Raw genomic sequence first — 20,451 nt, 5'->3', positions numbered from 1 at the left:
CATCGTCATGGGAAACTGCGCGGTCGGCATATTGATGAATCCGGCTTCGGTCGCGGTGATCGGCGCTTCCGAGGATCAAAACAAGTACGGCGGCCGGCTCTTCAGAATGCTGCTGTCGCACGGCTATCGTGGCCGCATCATGCCGATCAATCCCGCGCGAGAAACACTTCTAGGCACGAAGACGTTCGCGCAAATCGCCGCGACGCCCGAGGCGCCTGATGTGGCGATCATGGCGATCCCGCAGCCGCAAGTGCGCGAAACGATCGAAGCGTGCGCGGCGCGCGGCGTGAAGGCGGCGATCATCATTACCTCGCGCTTCTCCGACGCCGGTCCCGAAGGCGCCGCGCTGGAGCGCGAAATCGTGGCCATTGCGCGCGAAAGCGGCATGCGGCTCGTCGGACCGAATTGCCTTGGCATCATCAGCCCGGCGAATCGCGTGGTGCTGTGCTCATCGACCGCGCTCGCGGCCGCTGGACTACCGTTGGGGCGCGTGGGCTTCGTCAGTCAGAGCGGCGCGCTGATGGGAACCATCTTCGACAAAGCCAAGGAACTGGGCATCGCGTTCTCCCATGTGATTTCGGTAGGCAATCAGGCGGATCTCGAGTTGAGCGATTTCGTCGAATTCATGATCGACGATCCGGCCACCGATGTGATTTGCACGTATATCGAAGGTCTAAAGGATCCGCGGCGTTTTGCGCAAGTCGCGGCGCGCGCGAGGCAGGCGGGCAAGCCATGGCTCGCGGTCAGCGCCGGGCGCACGCGAGCCGGGGCGAAGGCCGCGTTCTCGCACACCGCGAGCATCGCGGGAGATCGTGCCGTGTTCGAAGCGGTCTGCCGCGAGGAGCACGTCACGCTGCTGGAAAGCCCGCTCACGATGATGGCTCTGGCAACGAGTCTCGCGGAGCACCCAAAGGCGCAAATCGAACGCATTGCGGTGTTCTCGCCGTCGGGCGGCGAAGCCGCGCTCGCCGCGGATGAGATCGAGGCGGCCGGCCTGCGCATGGCCACACTATCGGATTCGACACGCGAGCAATTGAGCACGTGGTTTGCGCCGTCGCAGTCCTGTAATCCGGTGGATACCGGCGGACGCACCGTCGGTGACGGGCCTGACGTGGTGGGGACCGCGGCGTCGGTGGTCGCGGATGACCCCGACGTCGATGCGCTGCTCTTCGCGATCACCACATCGCCGACACTCGACAGACTCGCTGCCGATGTCGCCGACGCGCTTTCGGCCGACGCCTCCCGTGTGCCCAAAAAACCCGCTCTCTACGTGTTCGAGACGGGACGCCTTGCGGACACGGCGCGTAGCACGCTGCGCGAACGCGGCAGATGGTTCAGCAACAATCTGCGCGAGGCAGTGGAAGTGCTCGCTGCGTGGCGTGCGCGCTCCACGTATACGTCGTCGCGACGCGCGGAGCGGCTCGAGCATTGCCCGCGTGAACCGCATGAGCCACCGGCGGCGGGCGTATATGGCGAGCAAGGCGCGCGACGCCTGTTCGAACGCTACGGCGTGCCCGTCAACCGCGAGCAGCTTGCTCGCGATGAAAACGAAGTCGTCGCGCTCGCGGAAGCGTTCGGCTACCCGGTCGTGCTGAAGGTCGTGTCGCCGCAGATCGTGCACAAGTCGGACGTCGGCGGCGTACGCATCGATCTCTACAGCGAAGCGATGGTGCGCCTTGCCTGCCGCCAGATTCGTGCAGACGTGGCGAAGCGCGCGCCGGATGCGCGCATCGAAGGACTCTCCGTGCAGACGCAATTCAAGGGGCGCCTTGAGATGATCGTCGGCGCGCGGCGCGATGCGGCTTTCGGACCGATCGTCGTATTCGGCGCGGGCGGCGTGATGGTCGATTTGTTGCCCGTACGCGCGATCGCGCGTGCCCCCGTCGAGCCGGACCGCGTCGTCGAACTATTGCGCCGCTTGCCGTTGTGGCCGCTGTTCGAGGGTTTTCGCGGCGAACGTCTTGATCTTTCAGGTGTGGTCGATGCGATCGTGCGCGTAAGCTGGCTTGCCGCGGATCTCGCCGATCGCGATTTCGAACTCGATATCAATCCGCTGATGGTCGCGGGCGACCGCTGCTGCGCTGTGGATGGGCGCCTGCGTATAGGAGAGTGAAAATATGAACGATAGTCCCGTGATAGTCGAGCATTTCGACGACGGCGTGACGCTGATCACGCTGAACCGGCCACACAAGAAGAACGCCATGAACAGCCAGGCCGCGCTCGACATCCAGCGCGCGTTCGAAGCATTCGATCGCTCGGAGCAGCGCGTCGCGATTTTTACCGGCGCGGGCGACGACGCCTTCTGCGCCGGCGCCGACCTGAACGACAAGCCCGAATTCTGGCGCTGCACGCCGACGGTCGGCTTTCGCACCGAAAAGCCGGTCATCGCGGCCGTGGGCGGCTGGTGCATAGGCGGCGGTCTCGTGTTCGCGATGATGAGCGACCTTGTGGTGGCATCGGAGAATGCTATTCTTCAGTATCCCGAAGCAAAACTCGGATTTACCGGCGGCATCATTGCGTCGATGGCAGGACGCATACCGCACAAGTTCGCAATGGAGGTGATGTTGCTGGGGCGTCGTTTCAGCGCCGCTCGCGCGATGCAGATGGGCCTCATCAACGAGGTGACGCCGCGCGGTGCGCATGTCGATGCTGCACTCGCGATCGCCCGCGAGCTGGCGCAATCGGCGCCGCTGGTGCTGAAGACGCTCAAGCGCTGGGTCGTGCAGGACGTGGTTGCACAATCGCCGGCGGAGCGCATGGCGCGTACCCAGGCGCAGCTCGCGACGATCAGCGAAAGCAGCGATGCGAAGGAAGGGCCGGCGGCATTTCGCGAGAAGCGCGCGCCGACCTATCAAGGCAAGTAGTTATTCGATCGATGCGCCCGACTGTTTGACCGCGGTCTGCCACCGCGCGACTTCGTTCTTCAAATGCGTCTCGGCCGCGTCGGGCGTGCCGCCGACCATGAAGATCGCCTGGCGGGCAAAGAGCGCCTGAAACTTCGGCTCCTTGATGATCTCGTTCACCGTCTTGTTCAGCTTGTCGACAATTGGTTTCGGGATTTTCGCCGGTGCGAGCAACGAAAACCACGCGCTCGCCTGATAGCCTTTCAGGCCCGCTTCGGCCATCGTCGGCACGTTGGGCAGCACGCTCGAACGCTTCGACTCGGTCTGCGCGAGCGGAACCAGCGTGCCCGCGTTGATCCCCGGCAGGCATGTGAGGAACGTGTCGATGACGAGATTCACCTGACCCGCCATGGCCGCCGTCACCGCGGGCGCAGAGCCTTGATAGGGCACGTGCGTGAGTTTGATGCCGGCGTCGTTGGCGAACATCACGGTCGCCAGATGGGGCGAGCCGCCTATGCCCGACGATCCGTAGGTCAGCTTGCCGGGATTCTGCTTTGCCTTGTCGATGAGCTGCTGAAGCGTCGTGATGTTCTCCGACTTGTTCACCACAAGGACTTCCGGAGACGAGGCCACGTCCACGACGGCGGTTAGGTCATTCAACGTGTCGTAGGGCAGATGCTTCATCAGCGAAGCGTTGATCGCCAGCGGGGCGGTGGCCCACAGCAGCGTATAGCCATCGGGCGATGCGTGCGCGACGTACTGCGAGCCGATCACGGTGCCCGCGCCCGGCTTGTTCTCGACGATCGCGTTCTGCCCGAGCTTTTTCGTCAATTCGGCGGCGAGGGCACGCGCGAGGTTATCGGAGGCGCCACCCGGCGTAAACGGCACGATCATGCGTATGGGGCGGGTGGGATAGTCCGGGTCCGCGTGACAGAGCGCAGGCACGAGCGAGAGAGTCAGCGCGACGCCCGCCAGCGCGCGCCATGGCTTGAACGTTTTCACGAGCGTCTCCTTGTGGTGACGGGCCGGCTTCGTTCCCATGAGACGAGACGGCCTCGTTTGAGCAATATGACAGCTTTGCCATTCAAGCGCCGATGTTCCGTATTCCGGAACGCATGCATGGCGGGCATTTCCAGCCAATACTGGTGAAACGGCAACAGTCCGTCACATCATGGAACCCAAAGGAGACAAGCCCAGTGCAAGCATCCATGGATATCGCGCGCTTGCTGCGGCCCGAGTCGCTTGCGATCGTCGGGGCGTCGGAAGATCAGTCGAAGTTCGGTGGACGACTGTTGCGGATGGTGCTGCGCCATCGCTTCGCCGGGCCGGTGTATCCGATCAACGCGAAGCGCGACACCCTGTTTGACATCAAGGCCTACCCCGACTTCGACGCGCTGCCCGCAGTGCCCGACATGGTCGTGCTCGCGGTGCCTCAGTCGAGCGTGAAAGGCACGATCGAAGCGGCCGCGAGCATGGGCATTGGTTGCGGGCTCATCATTACGGCAGGGTTTTCCGATGCGGGTGAAGCCGGGCGCAAAGTCGAGAATGAGATCGTGAGCATTGCGCGCGCGCATGGCATGCGGCTCATCGGGCCAAACTGTCTCGGGCTCATCAGCGCGGCGAACCGGCTGGCGGCGTGCTCGTCGCCGGTGCTGGAAATTGCCGAATTGCCGCAGCAACCGATCGGTCTCGTGAGCCAGAGCGGCGCGCTCATGACAACATTCTTCGATCGTGCGTGGGCGCACGGCATCGGTTTCAGTCATGGCATTTCGGTCGGCAACCAGGCCGACCTGGAACTCGCGGACTTCGTGGAGTTCCTCGCCGACGATCCCGACACGCAAGTGATCTGCACGTATATCGAGGGCATAAAGGACGCGCAGCGTTTCGTCGCGGCGGCACGGCGCGCGCGTGCCGCGGGCAAGCCGTGGCTTGCGGTGAAGGCGGGCCGCACCGAAGCGGGTTGCCGCGCGGCGTTTTCGCATACGGCGAGCATCGCGGGCAATCATGCAGTTTTCGCGGCCGTATGCGAAGAGAACGGCATCACGCTGATGAACGACCTCGGCGCGATGATGACGCTCGCTGCATCGATGGTGCGTTACCCGAGTAGCGCTGTGAATCGCATCGCCATCTTCACGCCCTCGGGCGGCGGCGGCGCGCTCGCCTCGGACGCGCTGTTCGAGCGCGGTTTTTCACTCGCCAGTTTCAGCGATATCACGCACGGCGTGCTGCACGAGCATTACGCACAAGGACAGGCGAACAATCCGGTCGATTTCGGTTCGCGCATTTCCAGCGATCCGGCGCGCGCCGCACAGGATACGGTCGCTGCCTTGCAGGCGGATGAACAGACCGACGGCATTTTCGTGCCCGTGACGATGGCGCCGTTCATGCTGACGAGCGAACTGGTGCGGGCGCAAGCATCGCCGTTTGCCGGCAACGCGGGCAAGCCCGTGCTTTTCACGGTCGAAGCGGGCGTGACGAGCGATCCGTTGCGCGCGCTTTTGCGCGAGCGCGGCATTCCTTATACGAACACGCTCGATGAAGCCATGAACGTCTGGACGGCATGGCGTCGCCACGCGCAGCACCAATGCTTCGAGAAGCCGCGAAGACCCGACGCGCTACCTTCGGCGCCCGAACCCGGCACCTACGACGAGGACGCCAGTAAAGCCGTCTTCCGGCGTTACGGAATTCCGGTCAACGCGGGCGCCATTGCGAGCAGCGCGGACGCGGCCGTGCGCCTCGCGAAAGAAATCGGCTATCCGCTCGTCATGAAGATCGCGTCGCGCGACATCGTGCACAAGAGCGACATCGGCGGCGTGGCCGTGGGGGTCGCCGATGAAGCCGGCGTGCGCGAAACCTTCGAGCGCTTGTGCGCGGCGGCGCGGCGCGCGATGCCGGATGCGCGCGTCGAGGGCGTATCGGTGCAGGCACAGGTGAAAGGCGAGCTGGAACTGATCGTGGGTGCGCGGCGCGACGCGCAGTTTGGGCCGGTCGTCGTGTTCGGTGCGGGCGGCGTGCTCGTCGAACTCCTGGCGCAGCGCGCGATTGCATGCGCGCCGGCATCGAACGAACACATACGCGCGCTGCTTGCGACGTTGCCTGTGTGGCGCATCCTCGAGGGTTACCGCGGCGCTGCTCTCGCGATCGACAAGGTCGTCGACGCCATCGCGCGCGTGAGCTGGCTCGCCGCCGATCTCGCGGACCGCGACTTCGAACTCGATATCAACCCGCTGATCGTCGGCAAACACGCATGCTGGGCCGTCGACGCGCGGCTGCGCATTGCCTAGTTCATTCCGGAGCCTTCCATGTCCCAGCCTGAAAACCTGTTGATCGAGAATTTCGACGATGGCGTCACGCTCATCACCATCAACCGCGAGAAGCGGCGCAACGCGATCAGCGCGCAAACGGCGATCGAATTGCAGGACGCCTTCGCCGCGTTCGACCGGTCGCCGCAACGCGTGGCCGTGATCGCCGGCGCGGGCACGGCCGCATTCACCGCGGGCGCGGACGTGAACGACATGCCCGAATTATGGCGCTGCGTGCCGAGCGTCGGCATCACGACGGAGAAGCCCGTGATTTGCGCGGTATCGGGCTGGTGCGTGGGCGGCGGCCTCGTGATCGCGATGATGGCGGACCTGTGCGTCGCCACCGAGGATGCGAAATTCTTCTACCCCGAAGCGAAGCTCGGGCTCACGCAAGGCATGATCGCCGGGCTCGCGGGGCGCATCGCGCATAAGGTGGCGATGGAGATCATGCTGCTTGCCCGTCCCGTCGATGCGCGGCGCGCGTATCAGGCGGGTCTCGTGAACGAAGTGGTGCCGAATGGCGGCCATGTGGAAGCGGCGCTGGCGATGGCGCGCGAACTGGCCACCATGGCGCCGCTCGTGCTCGCGACCCTGAAGCGCTTCGTCAATGAAGGCGTGCTGGCGCATGGTCCCACAGAAACGCTAGGGCGCACGCGACGGCAGATGGACGTGATCGCGCAAAGCGAGGACATTCGCGAGGGATTCAGCGCGCAGCGCGAAAAAAGGGCGCCGAGATTCGCCGGACGGTGAAAGGTCCGGTTGTTGCGCGCAGTCTGTTCGAAACACCAAGGTAGCGGTCAAAACCGATTGACCCGGAAGGGCTGTGTATCGACCAGAGGCGACTCTCCGGTCATCATTTCCGCGATCAGACGCCCCGTTACCGGCCCAAGAGTCAGACCATGATGAGCATGCCCGAATGCGAACCACACGTTGTCATGCCGAGGGGCGGGACCGATGATCGGCATCATGTCCGGCGTGCAAGGGCGGCACCCTAGCCACGGCTCGGTATCGAGGCGCGCGCCGAGTGCGAAAATATCTCGCGCCAAAGGCTCGACGGCTTCCAGTTGCACAGGGGTCTTGGCCGTGTCGCGATAGCCAAGCTCCGCGCCCGTCGTCAAACGGATGCCGCGTATCATCGGCGTAATCATGAAGCCGACTTCCGCGTCGAGCACCGGTTGATTGAGACACGCGCCATTCTGCGTCGCATAGTGCATGTGGTAGCCGCGCTTCACGGCAAGCGGCAAGTCGTAGCCGAGTCTGGCGGCGATGTCGCCGGACCACGGCCCCATCGCGACGACAATCGACTTCGACTCCACTTCCCCGTCCTGCGTCATGACATGCCATGATGGTCTGAGCGTGCCGGCGTCGCCGATCAATACCTTTCCTCCCAGACTTTCGAAAAGGCGTGCATACGCGGTGACGAGCCGGCTCGGGTCGCTGACCGATTGCGAGGACGTGTAGCGCACGCCGCCCACCAACGTGTCGCTCAGCGCCGGTTCGGACGCGCGCAGCGCGGTGCGATCCAATACTTCATATTCGACGTTATATTCCGAGCGCCAGCGTTGTGCCTCCGCGACCGCTTTATCCATCACCCGGCTCGTGCGGAATACCTTTGTCCAGCCGCCCGTGCGCAATAGCTCCTGCGCGTTCGACGCTTCAATCAGGTCGTGGTGTTCGGTGAGGCAATGCTCGATGAGTGTCGAATACGCTCGCGCGATCCGCGTGTGCCGGTCGTCGCGCGAGTTGTGCCAATAGCGGTAAAGAAACGGCAACAATCTGGGCATCGCGGCCGGGTGATAGCGGACATCGGTTGCGCGATTTGACGCGTAACGCGCAAGCGAGGCGAGATCGCGCGGGAATGCATATGGATAAACGCCTTCGCGCTGAATCAAGCCGGCATTGCCAAATGATGTTTCATTTCCCGGCGCCTTGCGATCGACAAGCGCAACAGACAGGCCCCGCCGCTGCAAATGCACGGCCACCGAGACGCCGACGATGCCGCCGCCCAGCACGACTGTATCGAACTTCATCCAATCATTTCCTTTTTGTACTCGTGCCACGCAAGGTATTGATGTTGTGTGCCGCCCATCAGACGAGCGCGGTGACAGCCACTTCGACATCGAGCCCGGGCTTCATCAGCAGAGCGGTCACGCAGGCGCGCGTCGGGGCATGCCCGTCTCCCACCCAGTTATCCCAGACTGCGTTGAATGCATCGAAATGCTTTGGATCGCTAAGCCATACGTTTGCCGTTAGCAGTCCCGTCCTGTCGCAGCCCGCCGATGCGAGCAATGTGTCGATGCGCGAAAGAATCTCCGTGGTCTGCATTTCGATTGCCGCGCCCGCCGTATCGGCCACCTGGCCTGACAGATAGGCGATGCCATTGGCGATTACCACCTGGCTCATACGGGCGTTGGTTTGGAGTCGTTTAATCGGATTATTCATCGGTAGTTTTTTAGAAGAGCAAGAGAGAAGAACGAGGGCGGCCAGCTAGCATACACGGTGCTCAGCGGTCCAACGGCCATTTGGGACGTGAGATCTTGCGGAATGGCAATGTCGACAGGTCATGAGCCACTACGCCGCGTGCGGCCACGTAAATCACCCTGCTGGCTATCGGTGCATACGCGGCATAGAAATGCTGCGACGATTTAAGTATGACGAAGCGCCGCGTTGCGGGATCGCAGCCGAGCTGCGTGAAGAGATCGACACTGAACGCCTGGCAGCGCAGGCTGGTAATGACTACTTCGACGCCCGCGCTTTCGATCAGTGCGCAGTCGCCGAGCTTCGCCGGTGTGCCGGCGAGGCCGCTCATCATCATGCCGCGCTTGAGCGCGCACACGCGCCAGACCGCATCTACCGGATCACCGGAGAGGGGGCTAATCTTGCCGCCTACGCGCAGCGGCAGCGTCGCACCTTCGCCCGCCGCGAAGGCGAGCCGTACGGCGCCCGGATCCCAGAGCGGCCCGAGACACGCGCCCGTCATCTTGCGTTCAAACAGTCTGCGCAGGATAAATGTCGAGTCGCTCGGCGCGCCGCCACCGGAGTTGTCCGCACCGTCGGCGAGCACCACGGTGCCGGAGGTGCTCTCGGCCAGATCGAAGGCGTCATCGATGCCGGGCAACGCCGGTTCGAATTGCTCGCGTGCGGCCCACAGATCGTCTGCAAAGGCGCGGGCCAGCGCGCGGCCCGTACTGCCGTCGCGATCGAGCCGCGCATCGGTATAGATCACCACTTTGGTGCCCATGTCAGGCGTGTCGCCCCATGGAAACCCATGCACGATCGACACCGACAACACCTCTTCACGGCGTTCGAGTGCCTTCGCGCGCGCGACGAAGTCGCTGGCCGGCGATCGCGTCGTGTGCAACACCGCGATCATGCCGGTGTCCGCAACCGCTGCGTGCGGCGTAATTTGACCCGCGCGCGTCGCCGCGCACAACTCGACGAGTTCGACGGCGCGATCGAGAATGTCGGTGTGCGGATATTCCTTCCACCAGATCATCAGATCGGCGTTCTCCGTCATGCATTTGCTCAGATGCGTGTGCGAATCGAGCGTCGCGCCAATCACCGTATCCGTGCCGACGATTTCTCGCACGCGCGCGAGTAGATCGCCTTCGCAATCGTCGTAGCCATCGGCGACCATTGCACCGTGCAGACCCAGCAGCACGATGTCGACAGGCAACGCTCGACGCAAATCGTTCAGCAGCTCATTGCGCAAGGTCTCGTACGCGTTGCGCGTGACGATGCCGTTTGGCACGGCCGCGGCAACCAGGCCTTCTATCAGGGTCCATCCGCGCTCCCGGCCGATCTGCCGGGCCGCCCACAGCGGGCCGCTGTGCATCTGCATCGCATCGGGATGCTCACCGGCACGGAAGTAGGTTCGTTCGTGGAACGAAAGAATATCGGTCGGCATCGGGCCGAACGTGTTGGTTTCTGTGGCAAGCGCAGCGGAAAATACGCGCATGAAATCTCCAGACATAGATGGAAGGAACAGGTCGGAGTCCGATCAGCGTTCATTACCGACACGATTGCACGCGAGCATGACCGCTCCGAGCGCCAGCAGCGCGGCGATCACCGAAAGACCCGCTTGCAGCGAGCCGGTGGCGTCCTTGATCCGGCCGATGATGAGCGGACTGACGAAACCGCCGATCAGCCCCACGCTGTTGATGAAAGCCAATCCGCCCGCCGCGGCGGCCCCTTTCAGATAGTTGGCCGGGATTGCCCAGAACACGGTGTAGCCGGCGTAGATCGCGCCGGTCGCGACGACTAACGCCGGGAGTGCGACCGCCACGTTGTGCAGGTTCGACGCCGTCACGAACAGCAGCGCCGCCGCGATCAGGCAACTGATACTGCTATGCCAACGCTGTTCGCCCGAGCGGTCCGAATGGATCGCGACGCTGACCATCGTGATGACAGCGGCGATATAAGGCAGCGCGGCAAGGAAGCCGATGGCGAGAGGGCGCGTGACACCGACGGCGCGCAAGAGCGTCGGCAGCCAGAAGCTGATGGCGTACAGGCCGCTAATCATGCAGAAGTAACTGAACGACAGTGCATACACACGCCAATCCCGCGCCACGCCGGCAAGTCCGCTATGCCGCGCCGCTTTTTCGCCGCTCACCTCGCGCGCTACGAGCTGCCTGTCTTTTGCGCTGAGCCAGCGTGCGTGCTGCGGCCCGTCGTCGAGCACGAAAAAGAGCAGGATACCGATCAGCACGCAAGGCGTACCCTCAACGAGAAACAGCCATTGCCAGCCCCAGAGCCCGGCCACGCCATCGAGCGAAGTCATGATTAGCGTCGACAGCGGGCCGCCGATGATGCCCGCCACCGGTGACGCAAGCAGCAGATAGGCCATCACACGCGCCCGTCGCTTAGGCCCGTACCACAGCGTGAGGTAATACAGCAGCCCGGGTCCGAAGCCGGCTTCGAACACGCCGAGCAGGAAGCGCAGCGCATAGAACGTGTGCGGTTCGCGTACGAACAGCATCGAGGCGGACGCGATGCCCCACAGGACCATGATGCGCGAGAGGGTGCGCCTCGCGCCGATCTTCACGAGCAGGAGATTGCTCGGCACCTCGAAAATCACATAGCCGATGAAGAACACGCCGGCGGCGAAGCCATACGCAGATTCGCTCAGTCCGATGTGTGCCTGCATCTGCGCCTTGGCGAAGCTGATGTTCACCCGGTCCATGTACGCGAGCATGTACGACAGCGCGAGCAGCGGCAGCAGACGCAAACCGATGCGGCGATAGAGCGCGTCGACATCGCGCTCGGTGACGGCGAGCTGCGGATCGAGTTGCGCGGGAAGGGACGCAGGTTGCATGCTTGTCTCGTGTGTGGAAAGAGGAGCGATGAGGTCGCGGATGCAAAAGTGCTCATCATGAAAGAGGCGAGTTTCAGTAGCCGAAATGTTGCAATCAATGCATGGTTTCGTAAAATGGTGTTGTCATTTAGTCAACGCTAAGGCGGGTGAGGGCACATGGCTGGCTTGAACGAGCGACGCCTGCACTATTTTTACGAAGCAATGACCGCCGGTTCCATGCGTGCGGCGGCCGAGCGGCTCGGAGTCGAGGCCTCGGTAATCAGCAGGCAGATCCAGTTGCTGGAAAAGGAGCTGAACGTCACGCTCGTCGAGCGGCGCGGGCGCGGTGTCGCGCCTACCGATGGCGGCCGGCTCGTGCTCGAAGTCTGCGAGGAGCGGCGTGTTTCAGAGGAGGCGTTGCGTCTGCGGCTCGACGAACTGCTCGGTCTGGAGCGCGGAGATCTGTCGATCGTAACGGGCCCGGGCTTCATCAACGAACTGATGTCGAATGTGCTGCGAGGCTTCTGTGAGCGCTATCCCGGTGTTCATGTGCATCTCGAAGCCACCGATGCGGACGACGTGGTCGCGCGGGTGATCGACGATCGCGCGCATGTTGGACTGACCACGTGTCCACCGCCGCATCCCGCCGTGCGTGTGGTGGGAGAACGGCATCAGCCGATTTGCGCCATTGCCGCGGCGGGTCACCCGCTCGAGCGCCACGCGGGGAGCGTGTCGCTCGCCGATGCTGCGCAATTTCCGCTCGCCTTGGCCCGTGACGGCACGGGCCTCGGCTCTTTGACCCAACAGGCGGCAGCCATCGAGGGTATTCGGCTCGAGCCGGCGTTCACTGCGAATTCGATCGAGGCGCTTAAGCAGTTCGTCTCGATGGGATTGGGCGTGACCTTCATGTCGGCCTTTTCGGTGGGGCCGGAACTGGCGAATGGCACGCTGATCGCGCGGCGCACGACCAACGCCGTGTTCGAAGGCGCGAGAGCGCGCCTGTTCGTGCGCGCCGGTCGCCGTTTTTCTGCGGCTACTCGAGCATGGCTTGACTGGACGCGGCAGGTGGGAATGCTCGATGCTCAAAGCGTGTGAACACGCTTTCGGAAGAGCAGGAATCGTTGTCGTCAGCGCTTGCTGGCGCGCGTCGAGCCGGAGGCGCAAACGCGTCATCGGGCATGATCGTCTCCGTCGTAATTGACCGCTAGCGTGTAGGCCGGATCGTTGTGCCACGCCCAGTAAATACGGAAGATCGCCTGAGTGATCTCGCCAGGCCGGCAGTTACCGACCGGCGTGCCGTTCAGGCGTGAAACCGGCATGACGCCGCCCGCCGTCGAGGTAATGAAGATCTCGTCCGCGTCACGTAGCTGTGCTTCGTTCACTGCGCCTGCATTCACGGCAAAACCCTCTTGCGCGGCGATGTCGAATACGGTGCGGCGCGTGATGCCATGCAGCACGCCGCGCTCGGGCGTATAGAGTGCGCCGTCCCTGACGGCAAAGATGTTGAAGCCCGGGCCTTCAGCGATATTTCCATCCATGTCCTTGATGACAACTGTTTCCGCACCGGCGTCGAAACCGTGGAACTGCGCAGTCACCAGGTCGAGCCAGTGATAATTCTTGATCTGCGGATCGACCGACTCAGGCGGAATGCGCCGCACGCTGTCGATCAGGTGCAAATGCAGGCCTTCCTCGAGCTGGCGAGCGTCAGCCACGGAACCGTACGGCACGGCGAACGCGACGAATTGGTTGATCGCCTCGCGCGGATCGCGGCTGAATGTCGGCGAGATGCCGCGCGTGCAGAGCATCTCGACATATGCGTTGCGATGTCCCGAGCGCCGCACGCACTCGACGAGAATGTCGCGCAGCGTGTCGTCGTCGTGCGGCACGTCAAGGCGCAGTTTGGCAAGCGAGCGGCGAAAGCGTTCGATGTGCAGGTCCAGGCGGAAGAACTTGCCGTCCCAGACGTGCACGGTGTCGTACGTCACGTCAGAATGCAGAAGGCCCCAGTCGAGCACCGAGATGCGCGCCTCGGACATGGGAAGGAAATGTCCGGCCATATAGGCGACGCCGTGCGGGTAGGTCAGGCCGTCGATGCGTCCCACGTCAGGTTGGGTCATGAAGGATCTCATGCAAGTTGGGAAAATAGTCGACTTTGCGTGCAAAGTCGACGCGGGCTGCTTCGAAGACGCTGCGGTGCACGAACGGGTTGGCCCCTACCGCGCGGTCGAACGAAAGTGTCCCGTCCAGATGGTCGATCTCGTGCTGCAGCAACTCGGCGTTTGCCCGGCTCAGGCGTTCCCTCAGATGCACCACGCCGGCGAGATCGGTGAAGCGCACCGAAATCGAAGCGAAGCGCTCGACGCGCACGAGCATGTCGGGAAAGCACATGCAATCGTCCCAAAGCGTCATGCGTTCGTCGCTCTGCCAGACGATTTCGGGATTGACGATTATCTCGGGCCAGCCGGGCAGCGCGAGCCCGATCATGCGTTTGCGTATGCCTATCTGAGGCGCTGCGATGGCGCGTCCGAAGCCATGCTCGGCGCGAAAAGCGCGTAACGCGTCTCCCAGGGCAGCCGCTTCGGCGATGACAGCGGGGTCGCTCAAATCGGTGACGGGCGCTGCCATGTCGCGCAGCGATGGCGTGCCGATCGGCAGGATCGAGTTCATTGTGATACCTCGGTGAGTGCCTGTTTCTGACCGGCCCTGAACGTCGAGATGGTCGCGGCGGGATGCAGCAGATCGCCATGTTCGTCGAACTGCACGCGCCCGGTCACACCGTCGAACGCGACCCGGTGCAGACCGTCGACCACGCGCTCCGATGCGCTCGACTGCTGGTCGAGCATTGCGTGATAGATCGCCTGCATCGCGTCGTACGCGTAGGGTGCGTAGAGCTGGACCGGTTCGCCGTAGCGTGCCTGGAATTTCGCCTGGAACGCCGGGCCGCCCGGCATCTTCGCGAGACTGCGGCCGCCGTCCGCGCAGTACAGATTGCCGTTCAGCGCATCGCCGGCGAGCCGCATGATCTCCTGCGTGCACAACCCGTCGCCGCCGAGCAGCGGCGCGGTGATTCTGTACTTGCGCATCTGCTTGAGCATCGGGCCAGCCTGCGTGTCCATGCCGCCGTAGAAGATCGCGTCCGGACTCCTGCCCTTGATCAAGGTCAGCGGCGCGGCGAAGTCGAAGGCCTGATCGGTCGTGTATTCCCGCGCGACGATCTGCGCGCCCTCCGCCCCGACATCGTGCACGAACACGTCCGCGATGCCCTGGCCGTACGCGGTGCGGTCGTCCATCACCGCGATCCGGCTGGCGTGCAGGTTCGCGCTCGCATAGCGGGCCACGGCCGCGCCGAGGAAGTCGTCGTTCGCCAGCATGCGAAACGTGGTGCGCAGCCCGAGATGCGTGAACTGCGGACTGGTCGCCGACGGCGTCAGTTCGGCGATGCCCGCCCTGGCATAGATCTGCGCGACGGCGATCGAGGTGCCGGAATTCTGATGGCCGATCACCGCGCTCACGTGCTGATCGGCGAAGCGTTGCGCGACCGTGGTGGCGGTCTTCGGGTCGGCCGCGTCGTCCTGCGCGTCGAGTTCGAACTTCACGGGTTGGCCACCGATCACGGGATGCGACGCGTTGATCTCGTCTATCGCCAGCCGGATACCGCGTTCGCTGTCCTTGCCGAAATGAGCTTGAGCGCCGGTGAGCGCGCCCGCATAGCCAATTGTGACGACGGTTTGCGCTTGCGCGCCGGTGCAGCAGAACGCCAGCGCGAGCGTGTGGGTGAGGAGCGCGTGCCGCATGGTTTTCTCCGTGAAATCGATCATGAGCTGGTGATACGATTCTAGGGAGGCTTTGAGAAATCCAATATTTGCAAAGGCGAGGTTTGATTAATCAGATTTCCTTTTTCAAGGCATATGCAAAATATGAACAAAGCACCTGAGACGCCGCTGGACGACTACGATCGCCGCATTCTGGTCCAGCTTCAGATCGACAACCAGATCAGCAATCAGGCGCTCGCCGCACTGGTCAATCTGAGCCCGCCCGCATGCTTGCGGCGCGTCAAGCGCTTGCGCGAGGAGGGCTATATCCAGCAGGACACTTCGGTGCTGGCACCGCACATGGTCGGCTTGCCGATCATGATGTGGGTACTGGTGCAGGTCGAGCGCGAGCGGCTCGACCTGCTCGACGAATTCAAGCGTTTTCTCAACGAGGTGCCCGAAGTCATGCAGTGCTACGTCGTGACCGGAAGGGCCGACTTCGTGATGCTGATCTCGGTGCGCGACATCGATCACTACGAGGAATTTGCCAATCGCGTGTTTCGGCAAAACCCAAACATTCGCCATTTCGAAACGATGGTGGTGATGTCGCGCGTGAAGTTCGGTTTGTCGTTGCCGATCGGGAACTGATGGTGGATAGCGCGGCGGCGCATGCGCAGTCACGGTGCAGCGCTTATTTCTGTCGATTCTCGTCGTGGAACTCGACGTCCTCGATCACATCGCCGATATCCATGCGCTGGCCCGCGCGCTCGCGCACCTGCTGCTGGTGCATCTCCTGCGCACGCATTGCCTGCTCACGAAGCTGTTTGCGCAGATCGCGCGTCTTCCACCAGACGAAACCGCCGATCACAATGCCCGCCCCAAGCACCACGGCCAACATCACAAGCGAAACGGCGAACCCCACGACGAGCAGCCCAGCACCTACTACCACGGCCAGCACCTTCGCCAATAAGCTCCGCGGACCAGGATGCATAGTCGTGCCACTCTGCCTGAGCCGCTCCTGTTGTTTGTCGAATTGCATCGCATCTCCAATCGTGGCTTTCGAACAAAGCCGTCCTGTTATCGCTCAGTATGCGCCGAAGATCCGGTCGAGCGCCGCGAGGACTGCTTCACGTCGATCTGAAAGGGAACCGATGCGCTTGCCGAGAGCGTTCAAAGGGACCGCGCTCATTCCAGGCGTATCAAGGAAGCATTCCTGACCGTCGACGTCGAAAACGGGAAGCAGGTCGGATGGTTTGCCGGAGAAGGCGAGATGTCGGACAGGTCGCAGAGGAATCACGATGCGCGTCGGCAAAATACCGACGTGAGTGCTTTGCACGTCGACCAGGTAAGGTGCAAGTTTGCGCGTCTCAATGTCGGGGTTCGTGTAGAGATCAAACCGGGCCATTAAAACGTCCTGTGTTTCGCGAGCGGAAGCCCGTCGCGATCGACCATCGCAGTGTAAGCAGCAACCAACTCGGCGTTATCATCCGCCCAACGGCGCGCCTCCGCCTCCTGGATTTCTTCGCGCACGCCGCGCTCGCTCGCCCGCGAAAGATTAATGCCAAGCTGCTTGGCCCGCTCCAGCACCTCAGGCGGCAAGGTGACGTTGGTGGATTTACGCGGTCGAACTTCGAGTGCTTTGCCCATGTGCGGCTCCATGTTGCATATCATGTGCATTATGCTGCACATGATCGACGGGTCGCAAGCGTGTCGGCTGGTGGCTGCTGCAGGCCATGAGGATAGCAATAAGGCACAGTCAGACGAGGTCGGTCCTGATTTCCGTCAATATTTGGCTAAGCAGGTGGTCTTCAACATCCAGCATAATTTTACATAAGATAAATTATCAACAAAATCGTTTGTAGCGGCAAAGCTGTAATGTCGTATCTGCGCAAAGTCCAAATGGCGTAGCTGGAGCTTTTGCGCTTGACACACTGAAACTCACAATCATTACGCAGAATAGTTAGACATCCATATAAATTATTTAAAGCGCCCCAGTAAGTGACTATCCATCCAGCTCCCGATAAAACGCTACCGGCAACTCCACCACCGCCTTCGCGCCCGATCCCCTGCGACCTTGAGCCATCAGTGCCGTTTCATGCATTCCCCCATGCTATGGTAGGCAACTCAATAGCCAACTGGAGCCCATATCATGACCGCCTGGCAAGGCGAGTTATTCGGAGAGCACCCCACCATTATCGAAGCGCGGCGGCTCATTACTCGCATCGCGCAGAGCCGGGTCAAGAGCGTGCTGATTTACGGGGAGACCGGCACCGGCAAAGGGCTGGTGGCGCGCATGCTCCACCAGCAGTCGCATCGCGCCCAGCAGGCTTTCATCGATCTGAATTGCGCCGCCATACCGGCCGAACTCGTGGAGTCCGAGCTTTTCGGGCACGAGAAAGGCGCGTTCACCGGCGCGGCGGCGAAGAAGAGCGGCCTGATCGAGGCGGCGAACGGTGGTACCGTTTTTCTCGACGAAATCCGCGAGATGGATCTCGTGCTTCAGGCGAAGCTGCTCAGCCTGCTCGATACCACACGCTTTCGTCGCGTGGGCGCCGTGGAGCCCATCGAGGTGGACGTGCGCTTCGTTGCGGCTACCAACAAGATCCTGTTCAACGAGGTCAAAAACGGACGCTTCAGGGAAGACCTCTATTATCGACTGCAGGTTGTCTCCATCAATTTGCCGCCGTTGCGCGAGCGAGGCGACGACATCTTCATTCTCACCGAACAGTTCATTCGCAAGTTCAACGCCCGCTACGAACGCGCCATCGTCGGTCTCGAGCCCGATGTCGAGGCCATTTTCCGCGCTTATGCCTGGCCGGGAAATGTCCGCGAACTCGAAAACCTGCTCGAACGCATCTTCGTGCTCGAAGACGAGAATCGCGTTCTCGTCAAGCATCTGCCCCAACGCATCCTCAGGGAAGTGGTGCCATCACGCGAGGTGGCCACCACCGGAACGCTGGCGAATGATGGCTCCGGGCTCACCGATTTTCGCGGCATGTCATTCCACGAGGCGACTGCCGAGTTCCAGCGCGCGCTCATCCAGTCCACCCTCGCACACACGGGCGGCAACCTGAGCATGGCTGCGCGCGAACTGGGTTTGTCGCGGCATGCATTGCGCCACCAGATGTCGAAGATCGGCAACCGCTGAGTGCCGCCCCACCGCGCTCGCCACCGCGGTTGGGGCGCGTGAATTTCACTCAGACCACGCAGCGTGCGTGCGAAATCCACGCGTCACGCTACGATGAGTGGCCCGCAAATCGTGCTCAATCGCGCCGTAGCAGGGTCGTCAACACATGGCATAGGTGTTGCTTTTTAGGTGTCGCGGTCACTATCAGCCGTGGCATACGACTCAATGCGGAGACGATTACGTTCATGCAAGCACTCAAAATCATCTGCCCCAACGGGCACCTGGGCTTCGCCCCATTGCGCACAGAAAGCTTCCATCGAGGCGTGGCGGCGAGGCCGGACTATATCGCCGCCGATTCCGGCAGCGACGACGTGGGGCCCGTGCCGCTCGGTTCGGATACCTCGACGAGCCCGCAAGCGTGGCAATACCATGACCTCGAGGAAATGCTCCTCGCTTCGCGCAAGCTCGGCGTGCCGATGATCATCGGCTCGGCGGGCGATACGGGTTCGAACAGCCGCGTCGATCTCTATGTCGGCATGATCCGTGAGATCGCACGCAAGCATCAGCTGGAGCGTTTTCGTCTCGGCTATTTCTATTCGGAAGTCGACAAGGAGTATTTGCGGCGCAAGCTGCGCGGCGGAGAAACCGTCGCGGGTCTGGACGGCTTTGACGATCTCATCGAATCAGAACTGGACGCGACCGATCGCATCGTCGCGATGGCGGGCGTGCATCCATACCTCGAACTGCTGCGTCAGGGTGCCGACGTGATCATCGGCGGACGCAGCTCGGATGCTGCGTTATTCGCGGCCCCCGCGCTGCATCACGGTTTTTCGGCTGACAACGCGTACTACCTCGGCAAGGTTCTGGAATGCGCGTCGTTTTGCGCCGAGCCCTATGGCGGCAAGGAGACGGTGCTAGGCGAGATTTCCCAGGAAGATGTGAAGGTGACCGCCATGTTGCCCGCGCAGCGCTGCACGGTGGCCTCGGTGGCGGGGCACGCGATGTATGAGCGCTCCGATCCGTTCGGCGAATTCTTCGCGGGCGGCAAGCTCGATATGAAGGAGTGCCGTTACGAGCAATTCACCGATCGCACGACGCGCGTCACCGGCGCGCGCTTCATCCCTTCCGAAAAGGTGCATGTGAAGCTCGAAGGCTCGGGCAAGATGGGTGAACGTTTTGTCGGCATCTGCGGCATTCGCGACCCCTATACGATCGCGAATGTGGACCAGGTCATGGCGTGGGCGCGCGCGCAGGTGCAGGCGCGTTTCGGCGACACCGGCTATGCGCTGCACTACAACGTGTACGGACGCGACGGCGTGATGGGCGAACTCGAACCGTTGCGCGACCGGCCCGGCCATGAACTCTGCATTCTCGTGCAGGGCGTGGCGCCCACGGCCGAGATGGCGAAAGAGGTCACGCTCACGGGCCTGCGCCAGATGTTCTATGCCCGGCTCGACAACGTCAAGGGCACCGCCGGCTCGGTGTCCTTTCCGCTCGACGAGGTGCTGCACGCGAGCCCGGACTACCGTTGGACGCTCAACCACACCGTGGCCGTGGACAACGCCATGGAACTCTTCCCCACTCACCTGATCGACGTCGGCGCCTGACGCGGAGCACCCTTGCCATGGCCATCCAGAAACTTAGCGAACTCGCCAAGACCATCCGCAGCAAGAATGCGGGGGTCAACAAGATTACCTTCGACATCATCTTTCGCGAGCGCGAAACCTACGAGCACGTCAAGACTTCACGTGTGCTCACGCGAGAAAGCGTGGCATCGCTTTACCGCATTCCGTCCGCACGCATTTCCGATTTCGTCGAATACGATCCGGGTTTCGCGATCAAATTCACGATCATTCGCCATCGGCCGAGCGGTTGCGCCGGTGATGGCGATATTTTCGGCGCCCAGCAATACGCGCCGTTACTCGATATTGACGTGCCCGGCTAAAGCGGACGCAACCCGGCGGTTGGGCAGATCAACCGTTGTTTGCTCGCATTCACGCAACACAGGAGGCGGCTCTAGCATTCGCAGTTCACGATAAATACGCGCCCTTCCCGCTCTCAATGGCAAATGGCATTGAGAACGGGAAAGGCGCCATACATTGCACCGACTGGCACCCGATGATTGGACAGCACG

General features: G+C 62.4%; 20 protein-coding genes. 9 read left to right on the top strand and 11 right to left on the bottom strand.

What is annotated here, in order from left to right:
- Nucleotides 1-7: 7 nt before the first annotated feature.
- The gene (locus B9Z01_RS19550; protein WP_085486003.1) at nt 8-2,113 is read left to right on the top strand and encodes an acetate--CoA ligase family protein; all 2,106 of its coding nucleotides are present in this window, start codon (nt 8-10) and stop codon (nt 2,111-2,113) included.
- Between the two features lie 4 nt (nt 2,114-2,117).
- Entirely contained in the window at nt 2,118-2,864 is a 747-nt protein-coding gene (locus B9Z01_RS19545; protein ID WP_085486001.1) for an enoyl-CoA hydratase/isomerase family protein, read from the top strand.
- On the opposite strand, the gene B9Z01_RS19540 is transcribed toward B9Z01_RS19545, so the two are convergent.
- Nucleotides 2,865-3,845, bottom strand: coding sequence for a tripartite tricarboxylate transporter substrate binding protein (locus B9Z01_RS19540; RefSeq protein ID WP_167387521.1), 981 nt, complete (start codon nt 3,843-3,845; stop codon nt 2,865-2,867).
- A gap of 194 nt (nt 3,846-4,039) precedes the next feature.
- Here B9Z01_RS19540 and B9Z01_RS19535 point away from each other — a divergent pair, with 194 nt between their 5' ends.
- Complete coding sequence (locus tag B9Z01_RS19535) at nt 4,040-6,127, top strand: acetate--CoA ligase family protein (RefSeq protein ID WP_244196084.1); 2,088 nt, start codon at nt 4,040-4,042, stop codon at nt 6,125-6,127.
- Nucleotides 6,128-6,145: 18 nt separating this feature from the next.
- Entirely contained in the window at nt 6,146-6,895 is a 750-nt protein-coding gene (locus B9Z01_RS19530; protein WP_085485995.1) for an enoyl-CoA hydratase/isomerase family protein, read from the top strand.
- A gap of 47 nt (nt 6,896-6,942) precedes the next feature.
- Here the strand turns inward: B9Z01_RS19530 and B9Z01_RS19525 are convergent, their stop codons facing one another.
- The 4 genes from B9Z01_RS19525 to B9Z01_RS19510 form a co-directional block, all read right to left on the bottom strand.
- Nucleotides 6,943-8,175, bottom strand: a complete 1,233-nt coding sequence (locus tag B9Z01_RS19525; protein ID WP_085485993.1) for an NAD(P)/FAD-dependent oxidoreductase — start codon at nt 8,173-8,175, stop codon at nt 6,943-6,945.
- Between the two features lie 58 nt (nt 8,176-8,233).
- The gene (locus B9Z01_RS19520; protein WP_085485991.1) at nt 8,234-8,587 is read right to left on the bottom strand and encodes a RidA family protein; all 354 of its coding nucleotides are present in this window, start codon (nt 8,585-8,587) and stop codon (nt 8,234-8,236) included.
- A 61-nt stretch (nt 8,588-8,648) separates the two neighbouring features.
- Entirely contained in the window at nt 8,649-10,103 is a 1,455-nt protein-coding gene (locus B9Z01_RS19515; RefSeq protein WP_085485989.1) for a M81 family metallopeptidase, read from the bottom strand.
- Nucleotides 10,104-10,145: 42 nt separating this feature from the next.
- On the bottom strand, nt 10,146-11,459 hold the full coding sequence (locus B9Z01_RS19510) for an MFS transporter (protein ID WP_085485987.1): 1,314 nt from the start codon (nt 11,457-11,459) through the stop codon (nt 10,146-10,148).
- Between the two features lie 156 nt (nt 11,460-11,615).
- Here B9Z01_RS19510 and B9Z01_RS19505 point away from each other — a divergent pair, with 156 nt between their 5' ends.
- A complete protein-coding gene (locus tag B9Z01_RS19505; protein WP_085485985.1) occupies nt 11,616-12,533 on the top strand; it encodes a LysR family transcriptional regulator in 918 nt (305 codons plus the stop codon).
- A gap of 74 nt (nt 12,534-12,607) precedes the next feature.
- On the opposite strand, the gene B9Z01_RS36310 is transcribed toward B9Z01_RS19505, so the two are convergent.
- The 3 genes from B9Z01_RS36310 to B9Z01_RS19490 are packed head-to-tail and all read right to left on the bottom strand — an operon-like array spanning nt 12,608 to nt 15,232.
- The gene (locus tag B9Z01_RS36310; protein WP_244196083.1) at nt 12,608-13,555 is read right to left on the bottom strand and encodes an aminotransferase class IV; all 948 of its coding nucleotides are present in this window, start codon (nt 13,553-13,555) and stop codon (nt 12,608-12,610) included.
- A complete protein-coding gene (locus tag B9Z01_RS36305) occupies nt 13,542-14,105 on the bottom strand; it encodes a peptide deformylase (protein WP_085485981.1) in 564 nt (187 codons plus the stop codon). Before B9Z01_RS36305 ends, B9Z01_RS36310 begins: the two co-directional genes overlap by 14 nt.
- Complete coding sequence (locus B9Z01_RS19490) at nt 14,102-15,232, bottom strand: branched-chain amino acid ABC transporter substrate-binding protein (RefSeq protein ID WP_085486511.1); 1,131 nt, start codon at nt 15,230-15,232, stop codon at nt 14,102-14,104. The genes B9Z01_RS36305 and B9Z01_RS19490 overlap by 4 nt, the downstream gene beginning before the upstream one ends.
- A gap of 123 nt (nt 15,233-15,355) precedes the next feature.
- On the opposite strand from B9Z01_RS19490, the gene B9Z01_RS19485 reads away from it, so the two are divergent.
- Nucleotides 15,356-15,838, top strand: coding sequence for an Lrp/AsnC family transcriptional regulator (locus tag B9Z01_RS19485; protein WP_085485979.1), 483 nt, complete (start codon nt 15,356-15,358; stop codon nt 15,836-15,838).
- 43 nt (nt 15,839-15,881) lie between these two features.
- Here B9Z01_RS19485 and B9Z01_RS19480 read toward each other — a convergent pair whose 3' ends face one another.
- The 3 genes from B9Z01_RS19480 to B9Z01_RS19470 are packed head-to-tail and all read right to left on the bottom strand — an operon-like array spanning nt 15,882 to nt 16,837.
- Nucleotides 15,882-16,229, bottom strand: coding sequence for a hypothetical protein (locus tag B9Z01_RS19480; RefSeq protein ID WP_085485977.1), 348 nt, complete (start codon nt 16,227-16,229; stop codon nt 15,882-15,884).
- Between the two features lie 45 nt (nt 16,230-16,274).
- A complete protein-coding gene (locus B9Z01_RS19475) occupies nt 16,275-16,595 on the bottom strand; it encodes a CcdB family protein (protein WP_085485975.1) in 321 nt (106 codons plus the stop codon).
- Complete coding sequence (locus B9Z01_RS19470; RefSeq protein WP_244196082.1) at nt 16,595-16,837, bottom strand: type II toxin-antitoxin system CcdA family antitoxin; 243 nt, start codon at nt 16,835-16,837, stop codon at nt 16,595-16,597. Before B9Z01_RS19470 ends, B9Z01_RS19475 begins: the two co-directional genes overlap by 1 nt.
- A 502-nt stretch (nt 16,838-17,339) precedes the next feature.
- Here B9Z01_RS19470 and B9Z01_RS19465 point away from each other — a divergent pair.
- The 3 genes from B9Z01_RS19465 (at nt 17,340) to B9Z01_RS19455 (ending at nt 20,262) form a co-directional block, all read left to right on the top strand.
- On the top strand, nt 17,340-18,338 hold the full coding sequence (locus B9Z01_RS19465; RefSeq protein ID WP_085485971.1) for a sigma-54 interaction domain-containing protein: 999 nt from the start codon (nt 17,340-17,342) through the stop codon (nt 18,336-18,338).
- A 224-nt stretch (nt 18,339-18,562) separates the two neighbouring features.
- Entirely contained in the window at nt 18,563-19,924 is a 1,362-nt protein-coding gene (locus tag B9Z01_RS19460; RefSeq protein WP_085485969.1) for an acyclic terpene utilization AtuA family protein, read from the top strand.
- A gap of 17 nt (nt 19,925-19,941) precedes the next feature.
- Nucleotides 19,942-20,262, top strand: coding sequence for a DUF4387 domain-containing protein (locus B9Z01_RS19455; RefSeq protein ID WP_085485967.1), 321 nt, complete (start codon nt 19,942-19,944; stop codon nt 20,260-20,262).
- Nucleotides 20,263-20,451 lie beyond the last annotated feature (189 nt).

Source organism: Paraburkholderia susongensis, from assembly GCF_900177725.1.
GTDB lineage: Bacteria > Pseudomonadota > Gammaproteobacteria > Burkholderiales > Burkholderiaceae > Paraburkholderia > Paraburkholderia susongensis.
The sequence above is the reverse complement of the archived record's forward strand: the minus strand, read 5'-3'. Positions and strand labels throughout refer to the sequence as shown.

Coding starts and splice junctions, on each gene's coding strand:
- B9Z01_RS19515 (WP_085485989.1), bottom strand. CDS start 10,103: ATGCGCGTATTTTCCGCTGCGCTTGCCACAGAAACCAACACGTTCGGC.
- B9Z01_RS19505 (WP_085485985.1), top strand. CDS start 11,616: ATGGCTGGCTTGAACGAGCGACGCCTGCACTATTTTTACGAAGCAATG.
- B9Z01_RS19525 (WP_085485993.1), bottom strand. CDS start 8,175: ATGAAGTTCGATACAGTCGTGCTGGGCGGCGGCATCGTCGGCGTCTCG.
- B9Z01_RS19465 (WP_085485971.1), top strand. CDS start 17,340: ATGACCGCCTGGCAAGGCGAGTTATTCGGAGAGCACCCCACCATTATC.
- B9Z01_RS36305 (WP_085485981.1), bottom strand. CDS start 14,105: ATGAACTCGATCCTGCCGATCGGCACGCCATCGCTGCGCGACATGGCA.
- B9Z01_RS36310 (WP_244196083.1), bottom strand. CDS start 13,555: ATGACCCAACCTGACGTGGGACGCATCGACGGCCTGACCTACCCGCAC.
- B9Z01_RS19460 (WP_085485969.1), top strand. CDS start 18,563: ATGCAAGCACTCAAAATCATCTGCCCCAACGGGCACCTGGGCTTCGCC.
- B9Z01_RS19490 (WP_085486511.1), bottom strand. CDS start 15,232: ATGCGGCACGCGCTCCTCACCCACACGCTCGCGCTGGCGTTCTGCTGC.
- B9Z01_RS19455 (WP_085485967.1), top strand. CDS start 19,942: ATGGCCATCCAGAAACTTAGCGAACTCGCCAAGACCATCCGCAGCAAG.
- B9Z01_RS19550 (WP_085486003.1), top strand. CDS start 8: ATGGGAAACTGCGCGGTCGGCATATTGATGAATCCGGCTTCGGTCGCG.
- B9Z01_RS19510 (WP_085485987.1), bottom strand. CDS start 11,459: ATGCAACCTGCGTCCCTTCCCGCGCAACTCGATCCGCAGCTCGCCGTC.
- B9Z01_RS19470 (WP_244196082.1), bottom strand. CDS start 16,837: ATGGGCAAAGCACTCGAAGTTCGACCGCGTAAATCCACCAACGTCACC.
- B9Z01_RS19530 (WP_085485995.1), top strand. CDS start 6,146: ATGTCCCAGCCTGAAAACCTGTTGATCGAGAATTTCGACGATGGCGTC.
- B9Z01_RS19480 (WP_085485977.1), bottom strand. CDS start 16,229: ATGCAATTCGACAAACAACAGGAGCGGCTCAGGCAGAGTGGCACGACT.
- B9Z01_RS19475 (WP_085485975.1), bottom strand. CDS start 16,595: ATGGCCCGGTTTGATCTCTACACGAACCCCGACATTGAGACGCGCAAA.
- B9Z01_RS19545 (WP_085486001.1), top strand. CDS start 2,118: ATGAACGATAGTCCCGTGATAGTCGAGCATTTCGACGACGGCGTGACG.
- B9Z01_RS19520 (WP_085485991.1), bottom strand. CDS start 8,587: ATGAATAATCCGATTAAACGACTCCAAACCAACGCCCGTATGAGCCAG.
- B9Z01_RS19485 (WP_085485979.1), top strand. CDS start 15,356: ATGAACAAAGCACCTGAGACGCCGCTGGACGACTACGATCGCCGCATT.